This is a genomic window from Streptomyces sp. CA-210063, assembly GCF_024612015.1.
Lineage (GTDB): Bacteria > Actinomycetota > Actinomycetes > Streptomycetales > Streptomycetaceae > Streptomyces.
In genome coordinates, this window is sequence record NZ_CP102512.1 from 9,185,350 (window position 1) to 9,202,771 (window position 17,422).

The 17,422-nt window shown below is 72.0% G+C and carries 14 protein-coding genes; 7 read left to right on the forward strand and 7 right to left on the reverse strand.

The window, feature by feature from the left end; all coding sequences use genetic code 11:
- Positions 1 to 8: 8 nt before the first annotated feature.
- The 5 genes from JIX56_RS40225 to JIX56_RS40245 are packed head-to-tail and all read right to left on the reverse strand — an operon-like array spanning position 9 to position 5,850.
- Positions 9 to 860, reverse strand: a complete 852-nt coding sequence (locus JIX56_RS40225; RefSeq protein ID WP_257548447.1) for a dioxygenase family protein — start codon at positions 858 to 860, stop codon at positions 9 to 11.
- Complete coding sequence (locus JIX56_RS40230; RefSeq protein WP_257548449.1) at positions 857 to 1,981, reverse strand: maleylacetate reductase; 1,125 nt, start codon at positions 1,979 to 1,981, stop codon at positions 857 to 859. Before JIX56_RS40230 ends, JIX56_RS40225 begins: the two co-directional genes overlap by 4 nt.
- The gene (locus tag JIX56_RS40235; protein ID WP_257548451.1) at positions 1,978 to 3,273 is read right to left on the reverse strand and encodes an MFS transporter; all 1,296 of its coding nucleotides are present in this window, start codon (positions 3,271 to 3,273) and stop codon (positions 1,978 to 1,980) included. Before JIX56_RS40235 ends, JIX56_RS40230 begins: the two co-directional genes overlap by 4 nt.
- Complete coding sequence (locus tag JIX56_RS40240; RefSeq protein WP_257548453.1) at positions 3,270 to 4,859, reverse strand: bifunctional 3-(3-hydroxy-phenyl)propionate/3-hydroxycinnamic acid hydroxylase; 1,590 nt, start codon at positions 4,857 to 4,859, stop codon at positions 3,270 to 3,272. The genes JIX56_RS40235 and JIX56_RS40240 overlap by 4 nt, the downstream gene beginning before the upstream one ends.
- Entirely contained in the window at positions 4,852 to 5,850 is a 999-nt protein-coding gene (locus JIX56_RS40245) for an amidohydrolase family protein (RefSeq protein ID WP_257548455.1), read from the reverse strand. The genes JIX56_RS40240 and JIX56_RS40245 overlap by 8 nt, the downstream gene beginning before the upstream one ends.
- 315 nt (positions 5,851 to 6,165) lie before the next feature.
- Between JIX56_RS40245 and JIX56_RS40250 the strand changes: the two genes are divergently transcribed.
- Complete coding sequence (locus JIX56_RS40250) at positions 6,166 to 6,951, forward strand: IclR family transcriptional regulator (RefSeq protein ID WP_257548457.1); 786 nt, start codon at positions 6,166 to 6,168, stop codon at positions 6,949 to 6,951.
- 214 nt (positions 6,952 to 7,165) lie between these two features.
- Here the strand turns inward: JIX56_RS40250 and JIX56_RS40255 are convergent, their stop codons facing one another.
- Positions 7,166 to 7,972: a PaaX family transcriptional regulator gene (locus JIX56_RS40255; RefSeq protein WP_257548459.1), complete on the reverse strand. Its 807-nt coding sequence runs from the start codon at positions 7,970 to 7,972 to the stop codon at positions 7,166 to 7,168.
- Positions 7,973 to 8,196: 224 nt separating this feature from the next.
- Between JIX56_RS40255 and JIX56_RS40260 the strand changes: the two genes are divergently transcribed.
- From JIX56_RS40260 to JIX56_RS40280, 5 genes are all read left to right on the forward strand, one after another.
- Positions 8,197 to 9,729, forward strand: coding sequence for an FAD-dependent monooxygenase (locus JIX56_RS40260; protein ID WP_257548461.1), 1,533 nt, complete (start codon positions 8,197 to 8,199; stop codon positions 9,727 to 9,729).
- A gap of 2 nt (positions 9,730 to 9,731) precedes the next feature.
- On the forward strand, positions 9,732 to 11,837 hold the full coding sequence (locus JIX56_RS40265) for an acetate--CoA ligase family protein (protein ID WP_257548462.1): 2,106 nt from the start codon (positions 9,732 to 9,734) through the stop codon (positions 11,835 to 11,837).
- The gene (locus JIX56_RS40270) at positions 11,830 to 13,515 is read left to right on the forward strand and encodes a (2,3-dihydroxybenzoyl)adenylate synthase (protein WP_257548464.1); all 1,686 of its coding nucleotides are present in this window, start codon (positions 11,830 to 11,832) and stop codon (positions 13,513 to 13,515) included. Before JIX56_RS40265 ends, JIX56_RS40270 begins: the two co-directional genes overlap by 8 nt.
- A 64-nt stretch (positions 13,516 to 13,579) precedes the next feature.
- Positions 13,580 to 14,410, forward strand: a complete 831-nt coding sequence (locus JIX56_RS40275) for a fumarylacetoacetate hydrolase family protein (RefSeq protein WP_257548466.1) — start codon at positions 13,580 to 13,582, stop codon at positions 14,408 to 14,410.
- Between the two features lie 48 nt (positions 14,411 to 14,458).
- Positions 14,459 to 15,187 carry an alpha/beta fold hydrolase gene (locus JIX56_RS40280; protein ID WP_257548468.1) on the forward strand — a complete coding sequence of 243 codons (729 nt, stop codon included), beginning with the start codon at positions 14,459 to 14,461 and terminating at the stop codon, positions 15,185 to 15,187.
- A gap of 106 nt (positions 15,188 to 15,293) precedes the next feature.
- On the opposite strand, the gene JIX56_RS40285 is transcribed toward JIX56_RS40280, so the two are convergent.
- Positions 15,294 to 16,472: a phytanoyl-CoA dioxygenase family protein gene (locus tag JIX56_RS40285; RefSeq protein ID WP_257548469.1), complete on the reverse strand. Its 1,179-nt coding sequence runs from the start codon at positions 16,470 to 16,472 to the stop codon at positions 15,294 to 15,296.
- 263 nt (positions 16,473 to 16,735) lie between these two features.
- Between JIX56_RS40285 and JIX56_RS40290 the strand changes: the two genes are divergently transcribed.
- On the forward strand, positions 16,736 to 17,377 hold the full coding sequence (locus tag JIX56_RS40290) for a DUF6629 family protein (protein ID WP_257548471.1): 642 nt from the start codon (positions 16,736 to 16,738) through the stop codon (positions 17,375 to 17,377).
- Positions 17,378 to 17,422: the final 45 nt, after the last annotated feature.

Below are 17,422 nucleotides of genomic sequence, written 5' to 3' on the forward strand. Positions count from 1 at the left end.
CTCAGGTTCTACTCCTTCCGCAGCACGATGTCGAAGCTCGCCGAGGTCCACGTCCCTTCCACGCGACGGCCGTCCGGTGTCGGTGTGCCGGCCGGACGACGGTCGAAGGGGCGGACGAGCGAGTCCTTCACCCCGAAGACCGAGTCGGCGTCGAGGCCCGGGTCACCCGCGACGAAGATGTGCGTGATGAGAGGGCGGTGGCCGGGTTCCGTCACCTTGAAGTGCAGGTGGGGTGCCCGCAGCGGGGAGCGGCCGGCATGGTCGAGAAGGCGGCCGACGGGGCCGTCGTCCGGGATCGGGTACGGCGTAGGGGTGAGCCCCCAGAACCGGTAGCGGCCCTCGCTGTCGGTGAACAGATGCGCGCGCCCGGCGAGTTCGCCGTCGTCGTACTGGACGTCGTACATCCCGTCGTCGTCGGCCTCCCACACCTCGATGCGGGCCCCGGCGACCGGGGTGCCGTCGGGGCCGGTGACCCGGCCCTCGACCCACGAGGGCTCGCCGCTCGCGCCGCCCGCGATGTCCCCGCCGAGTTCGATGCCCGGCGAGTCCTGGACGAAGAACGGGCCGAGGACCGTGGACTCGGTCGCCTCGCCGTCGCCCGGTTCGTTCACCGCGACGGTCAGCATCGAGACGCCGAGGACGTCCGAGAGCAGGACGAACTCCTGGCGGGTGTCGGTGGTGATGTCACCGGCCGCCGTCAGGAACGCGATCGCCGCGGACCATTCCTCCTCGGTGAGCCGTGTCTCGCGCACGAAGGCGTGCGCGTGCCGGACGAGGGCCCGCATCACCTCACGGAAGCGGTCGTCCCGCGCGCCGTCGAAGCTCGCGACGACCTTGTCGGTCAGCTCCTGTTCGGTCATCGGTGGCTTCCTTCGTGATCCTTCACGCGACCATGCCGCATGTCCGTGCGAACCGGTGTGTCCCCGCGCCACGCCCGCCCCAGTAGCGCGCGCATCTCGTCGCGGGTCACCGGGCGCGGGTTGGAGTCCGGGACCTGGGCCATGACCAGGTCGGCGGCCCGGTCGAGTTCCTCCTCGGCCAGCCCCAACTCGGCCAGCGAGCGTGGGGGTCGGAGCCTCGCGTAGAGGTCGAGCAGCGCACCGAAGGGATCGTCGGGCGAGTCGAGCGCCGCTCCCAGGCGCCGGGCCGCGTCGGGGGCGGAGGGCAGGTTGAGGCCGACCACGTGGGGGAGGACCACGGAGTGCAGGGCGGCGTGTTCGAGGTCGTACGCGCCGCCGAGGACGTGGCACACCTTGTGGTGCAGTCCGGAACCGGCCCCGGCGAAGGCGACCGCCCCGAGGTAGGTGCCGAAGAGGATGTCGCGGCGGGCGGCGACGTCCTGGCCGTCGGCGACGATGCGCGGCAGCGCGGACGCCAGCGACCGGACGCCCTCGACGGCCAGGGCCGAGTTGATCGGGCTGTGCCGGGGTGCCCACCACGCGTCGACGCAGTGGGCGAGGGCGTTGAGTCCCGAGGTCACCGACAGCCGGGTCGGCAGCGACAGCATCAGCGTGGCGTCGTAGACGACGACCCGGGGGAGCACCTTCGGGTCGACGCCGGTGCGCTTGTGGCCGTCCTCGGTGAGGCCCCACACGGGGGTCGCCTCGGAGCCGGCGTAGGTGGTGGGGACGGCGAGGACCGGCAGGCCGGTGGTGAGCGCCGCCGCCTTCGCGGTGCCGGTGGTCGAGCCGCCGCCGACGCTCAGCAGCAGGTCGGCCCCGTGCTCGCGGGCGGCGGCGCGTACGGCCTCGGCGACCTCGGTCGGTACGTGGGGCCGGACCCCGCCGAAGATTCCGACGACGGGGAGGTCCTTGCAGATGTCCTCGGCCAGGGCGCGTTCCGCGTCGGCCGCGATCACCAGGACCCGGCTCGCGCCGAGCCCGGTGACCTCGGCCGCCACGTCGTCCCGTGCGGTGCCGGAGCCGAAGACGACCCGCTGACCCCAGGACTCGTGGACCACCGTCGAGTGGACGGGGCTCACGGCGCCACCGCGGCCCGGACGCGGGGCACGGCGCCGGCCGCGATCGCTCCGACGAGCGCGGGGACGGCGAAGGCGTAGAAGGCCCACTCGATGTCGGCGCCCGAGCTGAGGACGAACGCGCCCAGCGACGGGCCGGCGATCGCGCCGAACCGGCCGATGGACAGGGCCCAGGCGAGGCCGTTGCCGCGTACGGCGTCCGGATACCTGGTCACGATGAACGCGTTGCCGAGGATCTGCGAACCGATGAACCCGAACCCGCTGATGAACATGAGCACGAACATCACGGCCGTCGGCGGGCGGGTGCTCATCGCGATCAGGCTCAGGGTGCCGACCAGGAAGGCGGCGACCACGACCCGCTTGGGGCCGAGCTTGTCCGCGATCCGGCCACCGATGATGGCCCCGACCCCGACGCCCAGCCACATCGCCGCCGTCTGCATCAGCGCCGAGCCGAGCGAGAAGCCCGCGGCCTGCATGATGCTGGGCAGCCAGGTGCTGATGCCGAAGACCAGCAGGAGTCCGCAGAAGGACATGGCCCAGAAGAGCACGGTCGACACCGCGAGCCCGCCGGTCAGCAGTGAGCCGATGCCGAGCCAGCGGCCCGGGTCGGTCGTCGGCGCGGCCTCGGACGGGGTGAGGCCGAGTCGCTCCTCCACCTCTCGCGCCTCGTCCGCGCGGCCGGTGCGGCGCAGGTGGAAGGGGCTCTCGGGGAGCCTGAGCACCAGCGGCACGGCCAGGAACACCGGGACGACACCGATCACGTACATCCAGCGGTACGACACGTCGGGGAGCATGGCCGTGCCCAGCAGCGGGGAGAGCAGGGCACCGGCCGCGTAACCGCTCATGATCAGGGCCACGTTGCGGCTGCGGCGGCCGGGCTCGCTGAGGTCGGCGACGAAGGCGTTGATCGTCGGCAGGACGACACCCAGACCGAGGCCGACGATCAGACGGCCGGCGCCGAAGGACGGGACACCGCTCGCGACCGTGCAGACCGCCATGCCGACCGTGAAGACGGTGGTTCCGACCAGCAGGAGCCGGCGCGGCCCGGTGCGGTGGACGAGGGCCCCGGCGAGGCCGGCGCCGATGAGCATGCCGATGCCGACGAGCGAGCCGATCGTGCCGGCCTCCGCCTTGTCGATGCCGAGCGAGGGGTCGCCCAGGAGCGCGGGCACGGTGACGCCGTACACCGCGAGGTCGTAACCCTCCAGGGAGGCGACGACCCAGGCGGCGACCAGCATGAACGTGGTCGCGGGGACTCTGCGGACGGTCGGGCGTATGACGGACGGAGCGGTCATGGCCGGATCCTTTCTCCGACGATGGCAGGAGCCTGCGTCGGCTCGACTGCGGTGGCAAGGGTCTTCAGGAGCGCCGGGACATCTGTGAGCGAGGCCACGGTGCCGAGGATGTAGAAGTCGGGCCGCCACAGGACGGCGGTGGTGCCGCTCTCGTCGAACCAGCGCCCGTAGACGCCGCCGACGTCGGTGAACCCCTCGGTGGTGAGGCGGCGGTCGGTGAGGTGGTGGACGCCTACGCCGAGCCGGGTGGCTTCAGCGGTGGTGGAGGCGTCGAGCGAGGCGCCTTCGCGGCCGTCGACGAGGAGGACGAAACCACGGCCGAGTACGGCGTCGAAAAGCCCCTCGGTGCCGTGCGACTCGACCCTGCCCTGCGGCATCAGATGCCCGGCCTGCGGGGACGCGTCGCGCAGCCCCGGACCGAGGCCCGGGAAGCGCATCTTCTCGGGGCGCCCGTTCGCCTCGCGCTGCGCGATCAGGCGGGCGTCGCGCTCGGCGGCCGCCACCGGGTCGCGCACGGTCTGCACCCGGCCCAGCTCGATGCCCTTGGCGATGATGGCCCGCACATGCGGTTCGCGTTCGCTCTGGTACGTGTCGAGCAGCGCGTCGTCGGCGCCGCGCAGTACGGCGTCGAGCTTGAACGCGATGTTCTGGGCGTCCCGGATGCCCGAGCACATGCCCTGCCCGAGGAACGGCGGCATCTGGTGGGCCGCGTCCCCGGCCAGCAGGATCCGGCCACGGCGCCAGTGCTCCGCGACGAGCGAGCGGAAGGTGTAGGTGGCGACGCGGATGAGGTCGGCCTGGCTCCGGTCGACATACGCGGCGACCCGCGCCCACACCCGGTCGGGCTCCCGCTCGACGGGGAAGGACTCCGCCGAGTCGAGCATGAAGCTGAACCGGTGGTGCTCGGGGCCCAGCGAGATGATCGAGATCGGCTGCCTCGGGTCGCACACCTGGCGCGCCTTGGGGATGTCCGCGCCGCCGTCCTCCTTCAGCCGGAAGTCGCAGACCATCCACGGCTCGGAGAACCCGTAGTCGTCCTGCCCCACGGCGAGCCGGTCGCGGGTGAAGCTGTTGCCTCCGTCGCAGGCGACCACGTACCTGGCCGAAACGACGGCGTCGGCTCCCTCGACCTGGACGTCCACGCCGTGCGGCGCGTCGTGGAAGGCGGTGACCTTGGAGTCCATCCGGATCTCGACGTTGCCGAGACCGCGGACCAGGCGGTCGAGGGCGTCCTCCAGGTAGGGCTGGTACATCATGTACCACTCCGCCCAGCCCTGGCCGCCGACGGCGGCGAAGTCGTGCTCGATGAGGAGTTCGCCGGCGCTGTTGCGCCACTCGTAGTTCCGCTGGACGTGCAGCGTGGGCAGCAGGGTCCCGGAGAGGCCGAGACGGTCGAAGGTCCGCATCGTCTCGTCGTCGAAGATGGCGGCGCGCGGCAGGTTGTAGAGGGTGGGGTAGCGCTCCAGCACGATCACGTCGTGGCCTGCCTGACCGAGCAGTGCCGCCGTGACCATGCCCACGGGCCCGTACCCGATGACGGCGACGTCGTACATGTGCGTGCCCTTCCGTTCCGCTGTCTCAGACACCGGCGTACGCGGGTGCGGGCGCGGGGCCGGTGGCGAGGCCGAGGAGCTTCTCGGCGTTCCGGTGGCCGATCTTCAGCCGGTCGGCGTCGCTGATCGGCGCGTTCCGCAGGAAATCCGTGGCCGTCCCGATGTCCTCGAAGGGGTAGTCGGTGCCGAAGAGGATGTGGTCGGCGCCCATCGAGAGCAGCGCGGTCAGAAGCGGGGCGGAGGAGCAGACGCCGCTGGTCGTGATGTAGAGGTTCTCGCGGATGTACTCCGACGGGCGGCCCCGCTTGAGCTCGATGCCGTGGTGGGCGTGGAACTCCCAGCGGGAGTCCATGCGCCACAGCACGAACGGCAGGCCCTCTCCCATGTGGCCGAGCAGCAGCTTGGCCTTCGGGAAGTCGTCGAAGACACCGCCGAAGATCAGCCGCAGGGCGTGGGTGGCGGTGTCGATGCCCCAGCTCCACATCGGTCCGACCAGCTCGGGGTGGCCGGACAGCACGTGGGCGGTGTCGACGCCGTTGGCCGGGTGCAGATAGAGCGGCACGTCGAGGTGTTCGGCGCGCTCCCAGACGACGCGCAGCGCGGGGTCGTCGAGGTACCGGCCGTGGGTGTGCGCGTTGACGAGGGCGCCGCGCAGCCCGAGCTGGGTGACCGCCCGCTCCAGCTCGTCGGCGGCGGCCTTCGGGTCCTGCAGCGGCAGGGCGGCGAAACCGGAGAAGCGGTCGGGGTGCTCGGCGATGACACCGGTGAGGAAGTCGTTGACCGTGATCGCCTGCCGTACGGCGGCCGCCGGGTCCGTCTCCGCCTGGAGGCCGGGGGAGTTCAGCGAGAGCACCTGCATGTCCAGGCCGGCCGTGTCCATGGCGTCGAGGCGTTCCTCGGTGAGGTCGAGGAGCCGGCGGGAGGCCTCCGCCCAGGCGTGGGGCTGGGCGATGGAGGCGGTGGACGCGCCGTGGCCCACCAGGTCGGGGGTCACGAAGTGTTCTTCGAGGCCGATCAGCTTCATTGCGGAGTTCTCCTCGGGAGATCGCTTGTGCAGGCGAGGTGAGGCGCCGGTCGGGTGTGAGTGACCAGGGCGTTCATGAAGCGCAGGCGTGTGCGCGGTCAGAAGGCGGCTCAGCGGTGACGGCGAGATCGGGCCGGTGCGGCCGGAAGCAGTCGGGGTGGCCGTGAGTGCCACCGCTCCCGCAGTTCACCAGAACGTAACGCGTTCCGCAATAGTGAATGTAAGATCCGTTCGCGGACGAGGGCCGGCTCGTCGCGCGGACAGCGCGGATAGGCTGATCACCTTCGTCCGCCGGCAGGGGAAGAGAGCTGCGCAGTGACCACGACCGACCCCAAGGAGAACAACGGGGACCGTCAGGGGATCCAGTCCGTCGAGACGGCCATGCGGGTCCTGCTGGCACTGGAGGGCGGCGGCGGCGCGCTCAGCCTGTCGGCGATCGCGCAGGCCAGCGGGATGCAGCCCAGCAAGGTCCACCGCTACCTCGTCAGCCTCGGCCGCATAGGGCTGACCTCGCAGGATCCCGCCTCCGGCCTCTACGACTTCGGCGCCACCATGCGCCGCATGGGCGCCGAGGCGCTGCGCCGCACCAACGAGGTGGCGGTGGCGAGCGGCCACGCCCTGCGCCTGCGCGACCGCACGGGCCACTCCGTGAACCTCGCCGTCTGGGGAGACCGCGGCCCGATCGTCGTCAGCTGGGCGTACGGCACCCGTCCGCTGCCCCTGACCGTGCGCGTCGGCGCCACGCTCCCGCTGCTCACCTCATCGGTCGGCCGCGTCTTCCTCGCCCATCTGCCCGAGAGCCTCACCGACGAGGTGCTGACCGGCGAGCTGCGCGGCAAGGAGGCCGAGTGGACGGCCGAACGCCTCGCCGACACCCGGGCACGGGTCCTCGAACAGGGCCACGCCGAGACGCACGGCAGCGTCATCCCGGGCATCATCTCCGTCGCCGCCCCCGTCTTCGCGGCCGGCGACCCGCTGCCCCTCGCCATCTCCGTCGTCCTGCCGGAGAGCGCCGGCACGCCGGACCACCTCGCCGAGACGATCCGCGAACTGCACACCACGGTGGCCGAGGCCTCGCACGAGCTGGGGCACCTGTCGTAGGGCCCCAGGGTCTGTCGTCACCTTCCCGTCTGCCCCGCGACGCCTGGCACGCTCCCCCATTCTCGGCTTCGCTCGAACGGGAGGGCCCCCACCGCCGCACCGGGCGAAAGCCCAAGTGCGTCCAGTACGAGGACTTTCGCCCGGCACGCCGAGAGCACGCACCAGACGCCGCGGGGCGGCCCTTCGGGCGACGACGGGAATGTGACGACAGACCCTAGACGGGACCCGGGCCCGCCACCTCGTCGTAGTAGGACTCGGCCGCCGGGCCCAGGATCTCGTGGGCCTCCAGGAACATCTCGTGCGCCTCGTGGCCCACCCAGCCCGCCGGGAGCAGCTCGGTCGGCAGATCCGGGTCGCGGAAGGGGAACTTGCGGTAGTCGTACGTCAGCCGCATGCGTTCGACCAGTGCCTCCTCGGGGCTGAGGTGCCCGGCCCGGTACGACGGCATCCGGCTGCGATAGGTGCGCAGCAGCTCCCGGTAGTCCTCGTTCAGCGCGGCCAGGTCCCAGCTGCGGGCCGCCATCTCGCGGTCGACGGGCAGCCCGCCGGACTGGCAACGCAGGGTGTCGAGCCGGATGGCCGGTTCGTCGGCGAACTTCTCCCGCACCTGCTGGAGCCGGTCGTGCGGGGAGACGTACGTGGACGGCGCCAGCGGGCCGAAGCCCAGCCAGGCCAGCTCCTTGCGGATACGGTCGCGCACGCCGCGCTCGGTCTCCGGGACCGAGTAGATGACCATGTACCAGTACCGGTCCCAGTCGGACGGCGCCCGGTCGAAGATGCGTGAGCGGCCCTCGTCGAGGAGCTGGAGACTGCGCTTGTTGAGCGTGTAGACGGTCTCCCGGCCCTCGCGCCGGACGTCGAACCAGCCCTCCTTGCGCAGCCGCGCGAGGACCACCCGCACGGTGCTCTCTCCCACACCGAAGCAGCCCATCAGCGTGCTGAGGGTGCGCATCCTGGCGTCGCCGCCGCGGTAGCGGACGTAGTCGCCGAACAGGTCGAAGACGATCGATCGAGGCTTCACGAAACCGACTATGTCACATGGACGGCCGTCGCAAGAATGAGTGTCTCGGCCGCTGGATCCCTGGTGAGTCAGGGATTTTCAAGGATTCTCCCGCGTCGATGGGCGCGAGAAAGCGCTACAAATTATTGACGCCCGTGTAGCTGTTGACACAGGATGCCCGCGGGCCTGAGTCTGGGCCTGTACTCGATGTGGAGGTCGGAGCCATGGTTTCTCGGATCGCTTGCGTGGGAGGCGGCCCCGGTGGGCTGTTCTTCGCGGCGCTCGCCAAGCAGGCCGATCCGTCGGTCGAGGTGACGGTCTTCGAACGGAACCGGCCGGAGGACACCTTCGGCTTCGGGGTGGTGTTCTCCGACGCGACCCTGGCCGCCATCCACGAGGCCGACCCCGTCCTGCGCACCGCGCTCGCGGAGGACGGCCGGCACTGGGACGACATCGAGGTGCGGCTCAAGGGCGAGCGGATCCGCTGCGGCGGCAACGGCATGGCCGCCATCACCCGCAAGACCCTGCTCCAGCTGCTGCACGAGCGGGCCGTCGAGGTCGGCGTCGACCTCCGCTTCAGCCATGAGGTCCCCGCCGATCCGGCGGAACTCGCCGACTACGACCTGATCGTGGCCGCCGACGGGGCGAACTCCCGCTTCCGCGATCGCCTCGCCGACGTCCTCGTGCCCGAGGTGGAGGTCGCGACCGCCAAGTTCATCTGGTTCGGCACGAACTATCTCTTCGACGGTCTGACCTTCGTCCACGAACACGGCCCGCACGGCACGTTCGCCGTGCACGGCTATCCGATCAGCGACAGCGTCAGCACCTTCATCGTGGAGACCGACGAGGAGTCCTGGCGGCGGGCGGGCCTCGACGAGTTCGACACCGCGCAGCCGCCCGGTCCCAGCGACGAGAAGACCAGGCACTACCTGGAGAAGCTCTTCGCCGAGCAGATCGACGGCCATGAACTGCTGGTCAACAACTCCCGCTGGGGCAACTTCCGCACCCGCCGCGCCCGCCGCTGGCACAGCGGCAACGTCGTCCTCCTCGGCGACGCCGCCCACACCGCACACTTCTCCGTCGGCTCCGGCACCAAGATGGCCATGGAGGACGCCGTCGCCCTCGCGGCCAGTCTGCACACGCACCGCGACGACCTGCCGGCCGCCCTGGAGGCGTACGAGGCCGCCCGGCGCCCCTCGGTCGAGAAGATCCAGGGCGCCGCCCGGCCCAGCCTGTCCTGGTGGGAGCACTTCGGGCGCTACCACGACGCGTTCCGGCCCACCCAGTTCGCCTTCCACTTCATCTCCCGCTCCATCGGCAAGGACCGGATCGCCCGCCGCGACCCCGAGTTCGTCGACCGGGTCGTACGGGACTGGCGGGTCGCGCACGAGGGACACGCCCCGCTGGACACCCCGTTCATGGAGTTCGACGGACGGCGGCTGACCGCGACCGATCTCGCGGCGCTGCGCGGCGAGGACTCCCGCTGCCTCTGGCTCACCGCGCCCGGCGGAGAGGCCGAACTCGCAGAGGTCCACGACCAGTTGACCGCCGCCCTGAGCGGCGACGTGCCGCCGGACCTGGTCTCCGTACAGGACGGCACCCCGCTCACCCGCTCGCTGCTCGCCGAGCAGGCCCGGCTGGTGTGCGGCGTGCCCGCGCTGATCGTGGAGGACTCGATGGACGACGACCGGGCCGAGACGCTGCTGCTGTCCGGCCGTGCCGACCTGGTCGCCTCCACGGCCGACCTGGTCGCCTCCACGGCGGAAGGGCGGGCCTGACCATGACCGCGAACCTGACACCGCTCTTCGCACCCGAGGGCGTCGTCGTCATCGGCGCCTCGCGGCAGCCCGGCAAGCTCGGCGCCGCCATGGCCCGCTCCCTGGCCGCCTTCCCCGGTGCCCGCGCCCTGGTCAACGCGCGCCGCCCCGACCCCGGCGAGGGCGTGTACGCCTCCGTCGCCGAGGCCGCCGCCCACACCGACGGGCGGCTCGACCTCGCCGTCCTGTGCGTCCCCGCGTCCGGCTGTGCGGACGCCCTGGCCGAGGCGGCCGCCGCCGGGTGCCGTGCCGCGCTGGTCTGCGCCGGCGGGTTCGGCGAGGCGGGCCCGGAGGGCGAGGAGCACGCGGACGCGCTGCGCCGGGTCGCCCGGGAGACCGGGGTCCGGCTGCTCGGCCCCAACACCTCCGGGTTCTTCGCACCCCATCTGGGGCTGACGGCCAGCTTCGTGCCCGCCGCCGGACAGCTTCCGGCCGGTGACATCGCCGTCGTCGCGGCCAGCGGCGGAGTCAATCACGCGCTCTCCTTCGACCTGGCCGCCGCCGGGAACGGCATCAGCCTCGGCGTCGGCATCGGCGCGGGCCTCGACGTCACCGCCGCGGACGTCCTGGAACACCTCGTGGAGGACGGTCGTACGACCGCGGTCGCGCTGCATCTTGAGACGGTTCCGGACGGGCCGAGGCTGGTGGCGGCCGTGCGCGAGGTGGCCGCCGTCAAACCGGTCGTGGCGTTGGTCGTCGGGCGCAGTGACGTCGGGGACTTCGCCCGCTCGCACACCGGCGCGCTCGCCACCTCCTGGCGTACGACGCGGGCCGCGCTGCGGCAGGCCGGCGCGGTGGTCGTGGACGACGAACGGGAACTCGTGGACGCGCTCACCGCGCTCTCCCGCATCCGGCTGCGTCCCCAACCGGACCCAGGACTCGGCATCGTCACGGCCCAGGCCGGGCCGGGACTGCTGCTGGCCGACCGGGCGGGCACCGACGGCATCCGCATGCCGGAGCTGGCCGCCGGCACCCGGCGCACGCTGGGCGAACTGCTGCCCCCGCTCACCTACCAGCGCAACCCGGTCGACACCGGCCGGCCCGCCGAGACCTTCGGCCGCGTCCTCGCCACCACGGCCGCCGACCCCGCGGTGGACCTGCTCGCCGTCTACGCCCTGACCGAGCCCGACAGCGTGGACCTCGCCTCCGCCGCCCAGGACGCCGGCCTCGGCGCCGACTCCCCCGCCGTGGTGGTCGTCGGAGGCCTCCCCGAAGACGTCGCCGAACAACGGGCCCGGCTCCACAAGACCGGCGTCCCGGCCCTCACGGGACCGGCCTCCGCCGCCAACGCCGTACGGGCCCTGGTGACGGACGCGCGACAGCGGGCGTTGCGGGAGGCGGGTTCCCTGTCCGTGCGGGAGGCGGGTTCCGTGTCCGAGGGACCCGCGCCGGTGACCGCTGCCACATGCGTGCCGACCGGCCCCCTCGACGAGGACGCCGCCAAGTCGTTTCTCGCGGAGCTCGGCATCCGTACCCCCGACCGTGTCGCCTGCGACTCCCGCGCGGACGCCCATGACGCCCTGCGGCTGCTGGGCGGCCCCGTCGCGGTGAAGGTGCTCGACGCCGCGATCCTGCACAAGACGGAGGTCGGCGGCGTGCACCTGGGAGTGCGTACGGCCGCCGAGCTGGACGCGGCGCTGGACGCCATCGGTGCCGGCCGCCGCTACCTGGTGGAGGCGATGGCACCGGCCGGTGTCGACCTGGTGCTCGGGGTGCGGCGGGACCCGGTGTTCGGGCCGGTCGTGCTGGCGGGCCTGGGCGGTACGGCCGCCGAGGCGCTCGCCGACGTGGCGATCCGGCTCGCCCCGCTGACCGTGGCCGAGGCCGCCGCCATGCCCGACGACCTGGCCGCGCGGGCCCTGCTGGACGGATGGCGCGGTGGGCCGGTGCTCGACCGGACCGAGTTCGGACGGGCCGTCTCCGCACTCGCCGCCGCCCTGGCCGCGAGCCCGGAGACCGCCGAGATCGAGATCAACCCGCTCCGGCTGACCGCCGACGGACTGATCGCCCTGGACGCCGTGATCGTGCACGCGGCCGAAGACACCTCCAAGGAGAGAGACCATGCCTAGGCCGAGCAGCAACGGCGCTGTGCCCTGGCCCGCCGAGTACGCGCAGCGCTACACGGAGAAGGGCTACTGGGAGGGCATCGCCCTCGGCGATCGGCTGCACACCGCCGCCGACGCGAGCCCCGACGCCATCGCGATCGTCGACGGCGACCGACGGCTGACGTTCCGCCAACTCGCCGAACGCGCCGACGCCACCGCCCTGCGCCTGGCCGCACTGGGCCTCGGCCCGGACGACCGGCTCGTGGTGCAACTCCCCAACACCGCCGAGTTCGTGATCCTCACCTACGCCTGTCTGCGCCTCGGTGTCATCCCGGTCATGGCGCTGCCCGGCCACCGCCGACACGAGATCGGTCACCTCGTCGAACAGGGCGAGGCCGTGGCCCTCGCGGTGCCGGACTTCCTCAAGGACCACGACCACCAGGCGATGGCGTTCGAGATCGCCGAGAGATCGTCGGCTCTGCGTCATGTACTGGTCCTTGGCGACAAGGTCGGCGACGGGGCCGTCGATCTGCGGGAGTTGTGCGCCGCGCCCGAGGACGGGGGCGAGGGCGAGGGCCTGCGTGAGGCCGTGGACGCGTACCGGCCCGACAGCCGCTCCATCGCCGTCTTCCTGCTCTCCGGCGGCACCACCGGCCTGCCCAAGCTCATCGCCCGGACGCACGACGACTACCTCTACAACGCCCGCCGCAGCGCCGAGGTCTGCGAACTCGGCCCCGACACGGTCTACTTCGCCGCCCTGCCCCTCGGCCACAACTTCCCCCTCGCCTGTCCGGGCCTGCTCGGCACGCTGCTCGACGGCGGCCGGGTCGTCCTCGGCTCGCCCAGCCCCGAGAAGGCCTTCACGCTGATCGAGACAGAGCGCGTCACCGCGACCGCCGTCGTCCCCGCCATCGCCCAACGCTGGCTGGACCACCGTGTGGAACACCCCGGGGCCGACCTGAGTTCACTGCGGCTGCTCCAGGTCGGCGGCTCCCGCCTCGCCGACCACGTCGCCCGCCGCGTCCGCCCCGAACTGGGCTGCACGCTCCAGCAGGTGTTCGGCATGGCCGAGGGACTGCTCAACTACACCCGCCTGGACGATCCGGAGGACGTCATCTGCACGACGCAGGGGCGCCCCATGTGTGAGGACGACGAGCTGATCGTCGTGGACGAACTGGGCAACCCGGTCCCGGAGGGAACCCCGGGCGTGCTGCTCACCCGCGGCCCGTACACCCCGCGCGGCTACTACCGCGCCGAGGAACAGAACGCCCGCGCGTTCACCGAGGACGGCTGGTACCGCACCGGCGACATCGTGCGGCTGCGGCCCGACGGCAACCTCGTCGTCGAGGGGCGCGACAAGGACATGATCATCCGAGGCGGGGAGAACATCTCCGCCGAGGAGATCGAGAACTTCGCCTACCAGACGCCCGGCGTCGCCCGCGCCGCCGCCGTCGCCATGCCCGACCCCGACCTCGGCGAGCGCGTCTGCCTCTACGTCGTACCGGAACCCGGTCACACCGTCACCCTCGACGACGTCCGCCACGTCATGGAGCGCTCGGGCATCGCCCGCTTCAAGTTCCCGGACCGGCTGGTGACCGTCCCCGAACTCGCCGCCACCAAGGTCGGAAAGATCGACAAGAAGGCCCTGCGCGCCGACATCGCACGCCGCCTCGACGCCGAGGAAGCCCCCGAAGGCCACTGACCAGGTGCGACCTGGCAACCGACGACCAGCCGGCGACGGCTGAGAAGACCTGGAGCACGACCTCATGAAGCTTGCCACCATCCGTACCGCCGACGGTACGGCGGCCGTCCGTCTCGACGGCGACCGGGCCGTGGAGACCGGCGCTCCCGACGTCGGCGCCCTGCTGCGCCGCCCCGACTGGCGTACGTACGCGGCCGCCGCCGACGGCCCGACGCACGAGGTGGCCGCCCTCGACCTCGCCCCGGTCGTCACGACCCCCGCGAAGATCTTCTGCGTCGGCCTCAACTACCGTACGCACATCCTGGAGATGGGCCGCGAACTCCCCTCGTACCCCTCCCTGTTCGCCAAGTTCGCCAACTGCCTGCTCGGCGCCCGCGACGACATCGTCCATCCGGCGGAGACGGAGCAACTGGACTGGGAGGCCGAGCTCGGCTTCGTCGTCGGCGCCCCGCTGCGCCGGGCGACCAAGGAGCGGGCGGCGGCCGCGATCGCCGGTTACACGGTCGCCAACGACATCTCGGTGCGCGACTGGCAGTGGCGTACCCCGGAGTGGTTGCAGGGCAAGGCGTGGGAGGCCAGCACCCCGGCGGGGCCATGGCTGGTGACCGGCGACGAGGTCGACGACGCGGCCGACCTGGAGATCCGCTGCGAGGTGGACGGCCAGGTCATGCAGCGCTCCCGTACCTCCGACCTGCTGTTCGACCCGGCCGCCGTCGCCGCGTACATCAGCACGTTCACGACGCTGGAGCCCGGCGACCTCGTCCTCACCGGCACCCCCGGAGGGGTCGGCGCGGCCCGCGACCCGAAGGTGTTCCTGAAGCCCGGTCAGGTCGTACGGACCGTGGTCGAGGGCGTCGGCGAGTGCGTGAACACCATCGTCGAGGACAAGCCGTGAGGGTCCTCGCCATAGAAGAGCCGTACGTCACGATCAAAGGAGATCGGCATGAGTGAGACCTTCGTCCTGGTGACCGGTGCGTGGCACGGCGGCTGGGCCTGGCGCCCGGTCGCGAACGAGCTGCGGGCCGCCGGCCACGAGGTGCACACCCCGACCCTGGCCGGGCTGGGCACCGACGACGACCCGCGCGGGGTGACGCTCACCGACTGCGTGAACAGCCTCGTGGAGTACGTCGAGGCGGCCGGTCTCAACGACATCACCCTGGTCGGCCACAGCTGGGGCGGCTATGTCCTCACCGGCGCGGCACCGAAGCTCGCCGCCCGCGTCCGGCGCCTCGTCTTCTGGAGCGCCTTCGTGCCGAACGACGGCGAGTCACTGATCGAGGCGTGCCCACCGCACTACGGCGAGATGTTCCACGCCCTGGCCGCCGCCTCCGGCGACGACACGGTGACCCTTCCCCTGGAGGTCTGGCAGCAGGCCTTCATGCAGGACGCCACCGAGGAGACCCAGCGCCTCGTCCACTCCCTCCTTGTCCCCCAGCCCCTCGGCACCTTCACCGAGAAGCCCGACACGACCGCCTTCACCGCGCTCGACATCCCGAGCGCGTACATCCTGTCCACCGAGGACTTCTCCCTCCCCGGCGAGTGGGCCTGGGCCGAACGCTTCCCCCAGCGGCTCAAGAACCCCCTCGTCATAGAGACCCCGGGCAGCCACGAGGGCTGCTTCACCCGGCCCGCCGAACTGGCGGGCGCCTTCCTCCGGGCCTGTGCCGTGTAGCGACCTCCGCATACTCCCAGCGGCGCACGCCCCCCACCCCTTCCCACCCCGCGTCGATCGAGCCGCTGACCGGTGCCTGCACGCCACGTTCAGCGACGATCACCACTCAGCGCCCTCGGCGCTCGGCGGCGGCCTTCAGTTCGCGGCGCAGCAGTTGTGGGTCCCAGGTCTCGGTGACGGCCTGCCAGAGGAGGTCCGCCTGGGAGGGCGGGGCGAGGCCGTCGACGGGTGGGTCGAGGTCGAGGTCGGTGGGGAAGGGGTAGCCCTCGGCGGTGGCGGCGACGACGCGGCGCAGCCAGTCCTCGGGGGCGCCTTGGGACCTGCGGTGCAGCAGGACCGGGAAGAGCGCGTCGACCATCGCCTCGCGGTCCACGCTCTCCATGGCGCGGCCGAAGGCGGAGGAGATCTGCAGCAGGTTCGCCATGCGCCGGATGTCCGTCGAGCGGTTGTGCCCGGCGGCGTGGAAGAGCGCGGGGTTGAAGAAGACCGCGTCGCCCTTGTCGAGGGGGAGTTGGACGTGGTGGGCGTCGAAGTACTCGACGAACCGGGGGAGTCGCCAGGCGAGGTAGCCGGGCTCGTACTTCTGCGAATGGGGCAGGTAGAGCGTGGGGCCGGACTCGACGGGCATGTCGCAGTGGGCGACCGCGCCCTGGAGGGTCAGGACGGGCGAGAGCCGGTGGACGTGCGCGGGATAGGCGGCGGCCTGCCGCTGGGAGAGGAAGCCGAGGTGGTAGTCGCGGTGCGGGCTCTGCGCGGCGCCGCCGGGGTTGACCACGTTGACCTGTGAGGTGACCTGGTAGGCGGGGCCGAGCCAGGCCTCGGCGACCAACGCCAGGATGTCGTCGGCGTAGTAGTCGGCGAACACGTCCGGCGCCCGTACGGCCATCTTCTCCAGGGCGTTCCACACACGGTCGTTGGCGCCGGGCTTCGCGAAGTGGTCGCCCCTCGCCGTACCGCCGGCGCGCTCCTCCTCGATCAGCTCCCGGAAGGCCTCGGACGCCCGGTCCACGACGGCCGGATCGGTGAACGCGCCCTTGAACACCACGATGCCGGGGCCGTCCAGGAGGGCCCGGACCAGCTCGGTCTGTACGGTCCGACGGCCCTCGGGGGTCGCCGTCAGGGCGCGGAGCCGGTCGCTGTCGTAGAGCGGGACGTTCTGTTCGACCCGCTCGGCCGAGGGATGGTCGGCCGGGTCGGTGCTGCGCTCCACGAGCGCGCGGAACGCGTCGAGATCGCAGTCCGCCTCGGTCAGCCAGGTCCGTGACGCCGCAGCGATGGAGGACATCGCGGCTCCTTTCGCAGCCCTTGTGTCTCTGCCAGTCTGATGATCTCGAACCCGTCATTCAATGCGCGGAAACACATCAAAAAGACATCACGGAGCCTGGGGAAACAGCGCGCCGCACGGCCGCCGTCCCGCGCTGCCGGTCGACGGCCCGATGCTGCCGCGTAGGGCGTGAGTGCCGTCGCAGCCCCCGTGTCGCCCTGCCCGTCGGCCGGGAGCGACGTAGCGTGGCCCGCGCATACGACGGTCGACCCCATGGTGGCGTGATGTGCTGGAGTGCGACGGCCGATCTCGTGGCGGGTACCGGTGTCGCGGCCGTCGGGGTGGCCTCTGTGGCGCTGGTGCGCGGCGGCCGGGACCTGCCGCTCGCCGCGCTGCCGTTGCTGCTCGGGGCGCACCAGATCGTGGAGGCGGTGGTCTGGTCCTCGGGCGGAGGCCGTGGGCCCGCCACCACGGCCTGGGCCGTCATCGCGCTGCCGGTGCTGGCCGTGTGGGTACCCGCGGGCGTGCTGTGTGCCGCCCCACCGCACGCCAGGGCCCGGCTCGTCGTCCTGCTCGCGGTCGGAGTCGCGACGGCCGCGCCGCTCGCCCACGGCCTTGCCACCGGCCCGGTGACGGCCGAGATCCGCGGCCGCACCGTCGGCTACACGATCGACCTCTCGCACCCGGTCCTCCTCGTCGCGGGCTACCTCCTCGCCACCGTCGGCTCCCTGCTCCTCTCCGGCGACCGGCGGCTCGTACTCCTCGGAATGCTGGCCGCCGTCGGCGCCCTGATCTGCTGGACCCTGTGGCGGCTGGAGTTCGTCTCGACCTGGTGCGCCTTCGCGGCCCTGTGCTCGGTGGTGCTCCTCGGCTGGGTGCGCACACGGCCGCCGGCCTCCTCGACGCCGCTCCGACGATCCTGGTGATGGGCCCGAACGAGCCTTGGTGAATCATTCATCCACCGAGCTGTT

Coding starts and splice junctions, on each gene's coding strand:
- JIX56_RS40225 (WP_257548447.1), bottom strand. CDS start 860: ATGACCGAACAGGAGCTGACCGACAAGGTCGTCGCGAGCTTCGACGGC.
- JIX56_RS40235 (WP_257548451.1), bottom strand. CDS start 3,273: ATGACCGCTCCGTCCGTCATACGCCCGACCGTCCGCAGAGTCCCCGCG.
- JIX56_RS40245 (WP_257548455.1), bottom strand. CDS start 5,850: ATGAAGCTGATCGGCCTCGAAGAACACTTCGTGACCCCCGACCTGGTG.
- JIX56_RS40265 (WP_257548462.1), top strand. CDS start 9,732: ATGACCGCGAACCTGACACCGCTCTTCGCACCCGAGGGCGTCGTCGTC.
- JIX56_RS40270 (WP_257548464.1), top strand. CDS start 11,830: ATGCCTAGGCCGAGCAGCAACGGCGCTGTGCCCTGGCCCGCCGAGTAC.
- JIX56_RS40275 (WP_257548466.1), top strand. CDS start 13,580: ATGAAGCTTGCCACCATCCGTACCGCCGACGGTACGGCGGCCGTCCGT.
- JIX56_RS40280 (WP_257548468.1), top strand. CDS start 14,459: ATGAGTGAGACCTTCGTCCTGGTGACCGGTGCGTGGCACGGCGGCTGG.
- JIX56_RS40285 (WP_257548469.1), bottom strand. CDS start 16,472: ATGTCCTCCATCGCTGCGGCGTCACGGACCTGGCTGACCGAGGCGGAC.
- JIX56_RS40290 (WP_257548471.1), top strand. CDS start 16,736: ATGTGCTGGAGTGCGACGGCCGATCTCGTGGCGGGTACCGGTGTCGCG.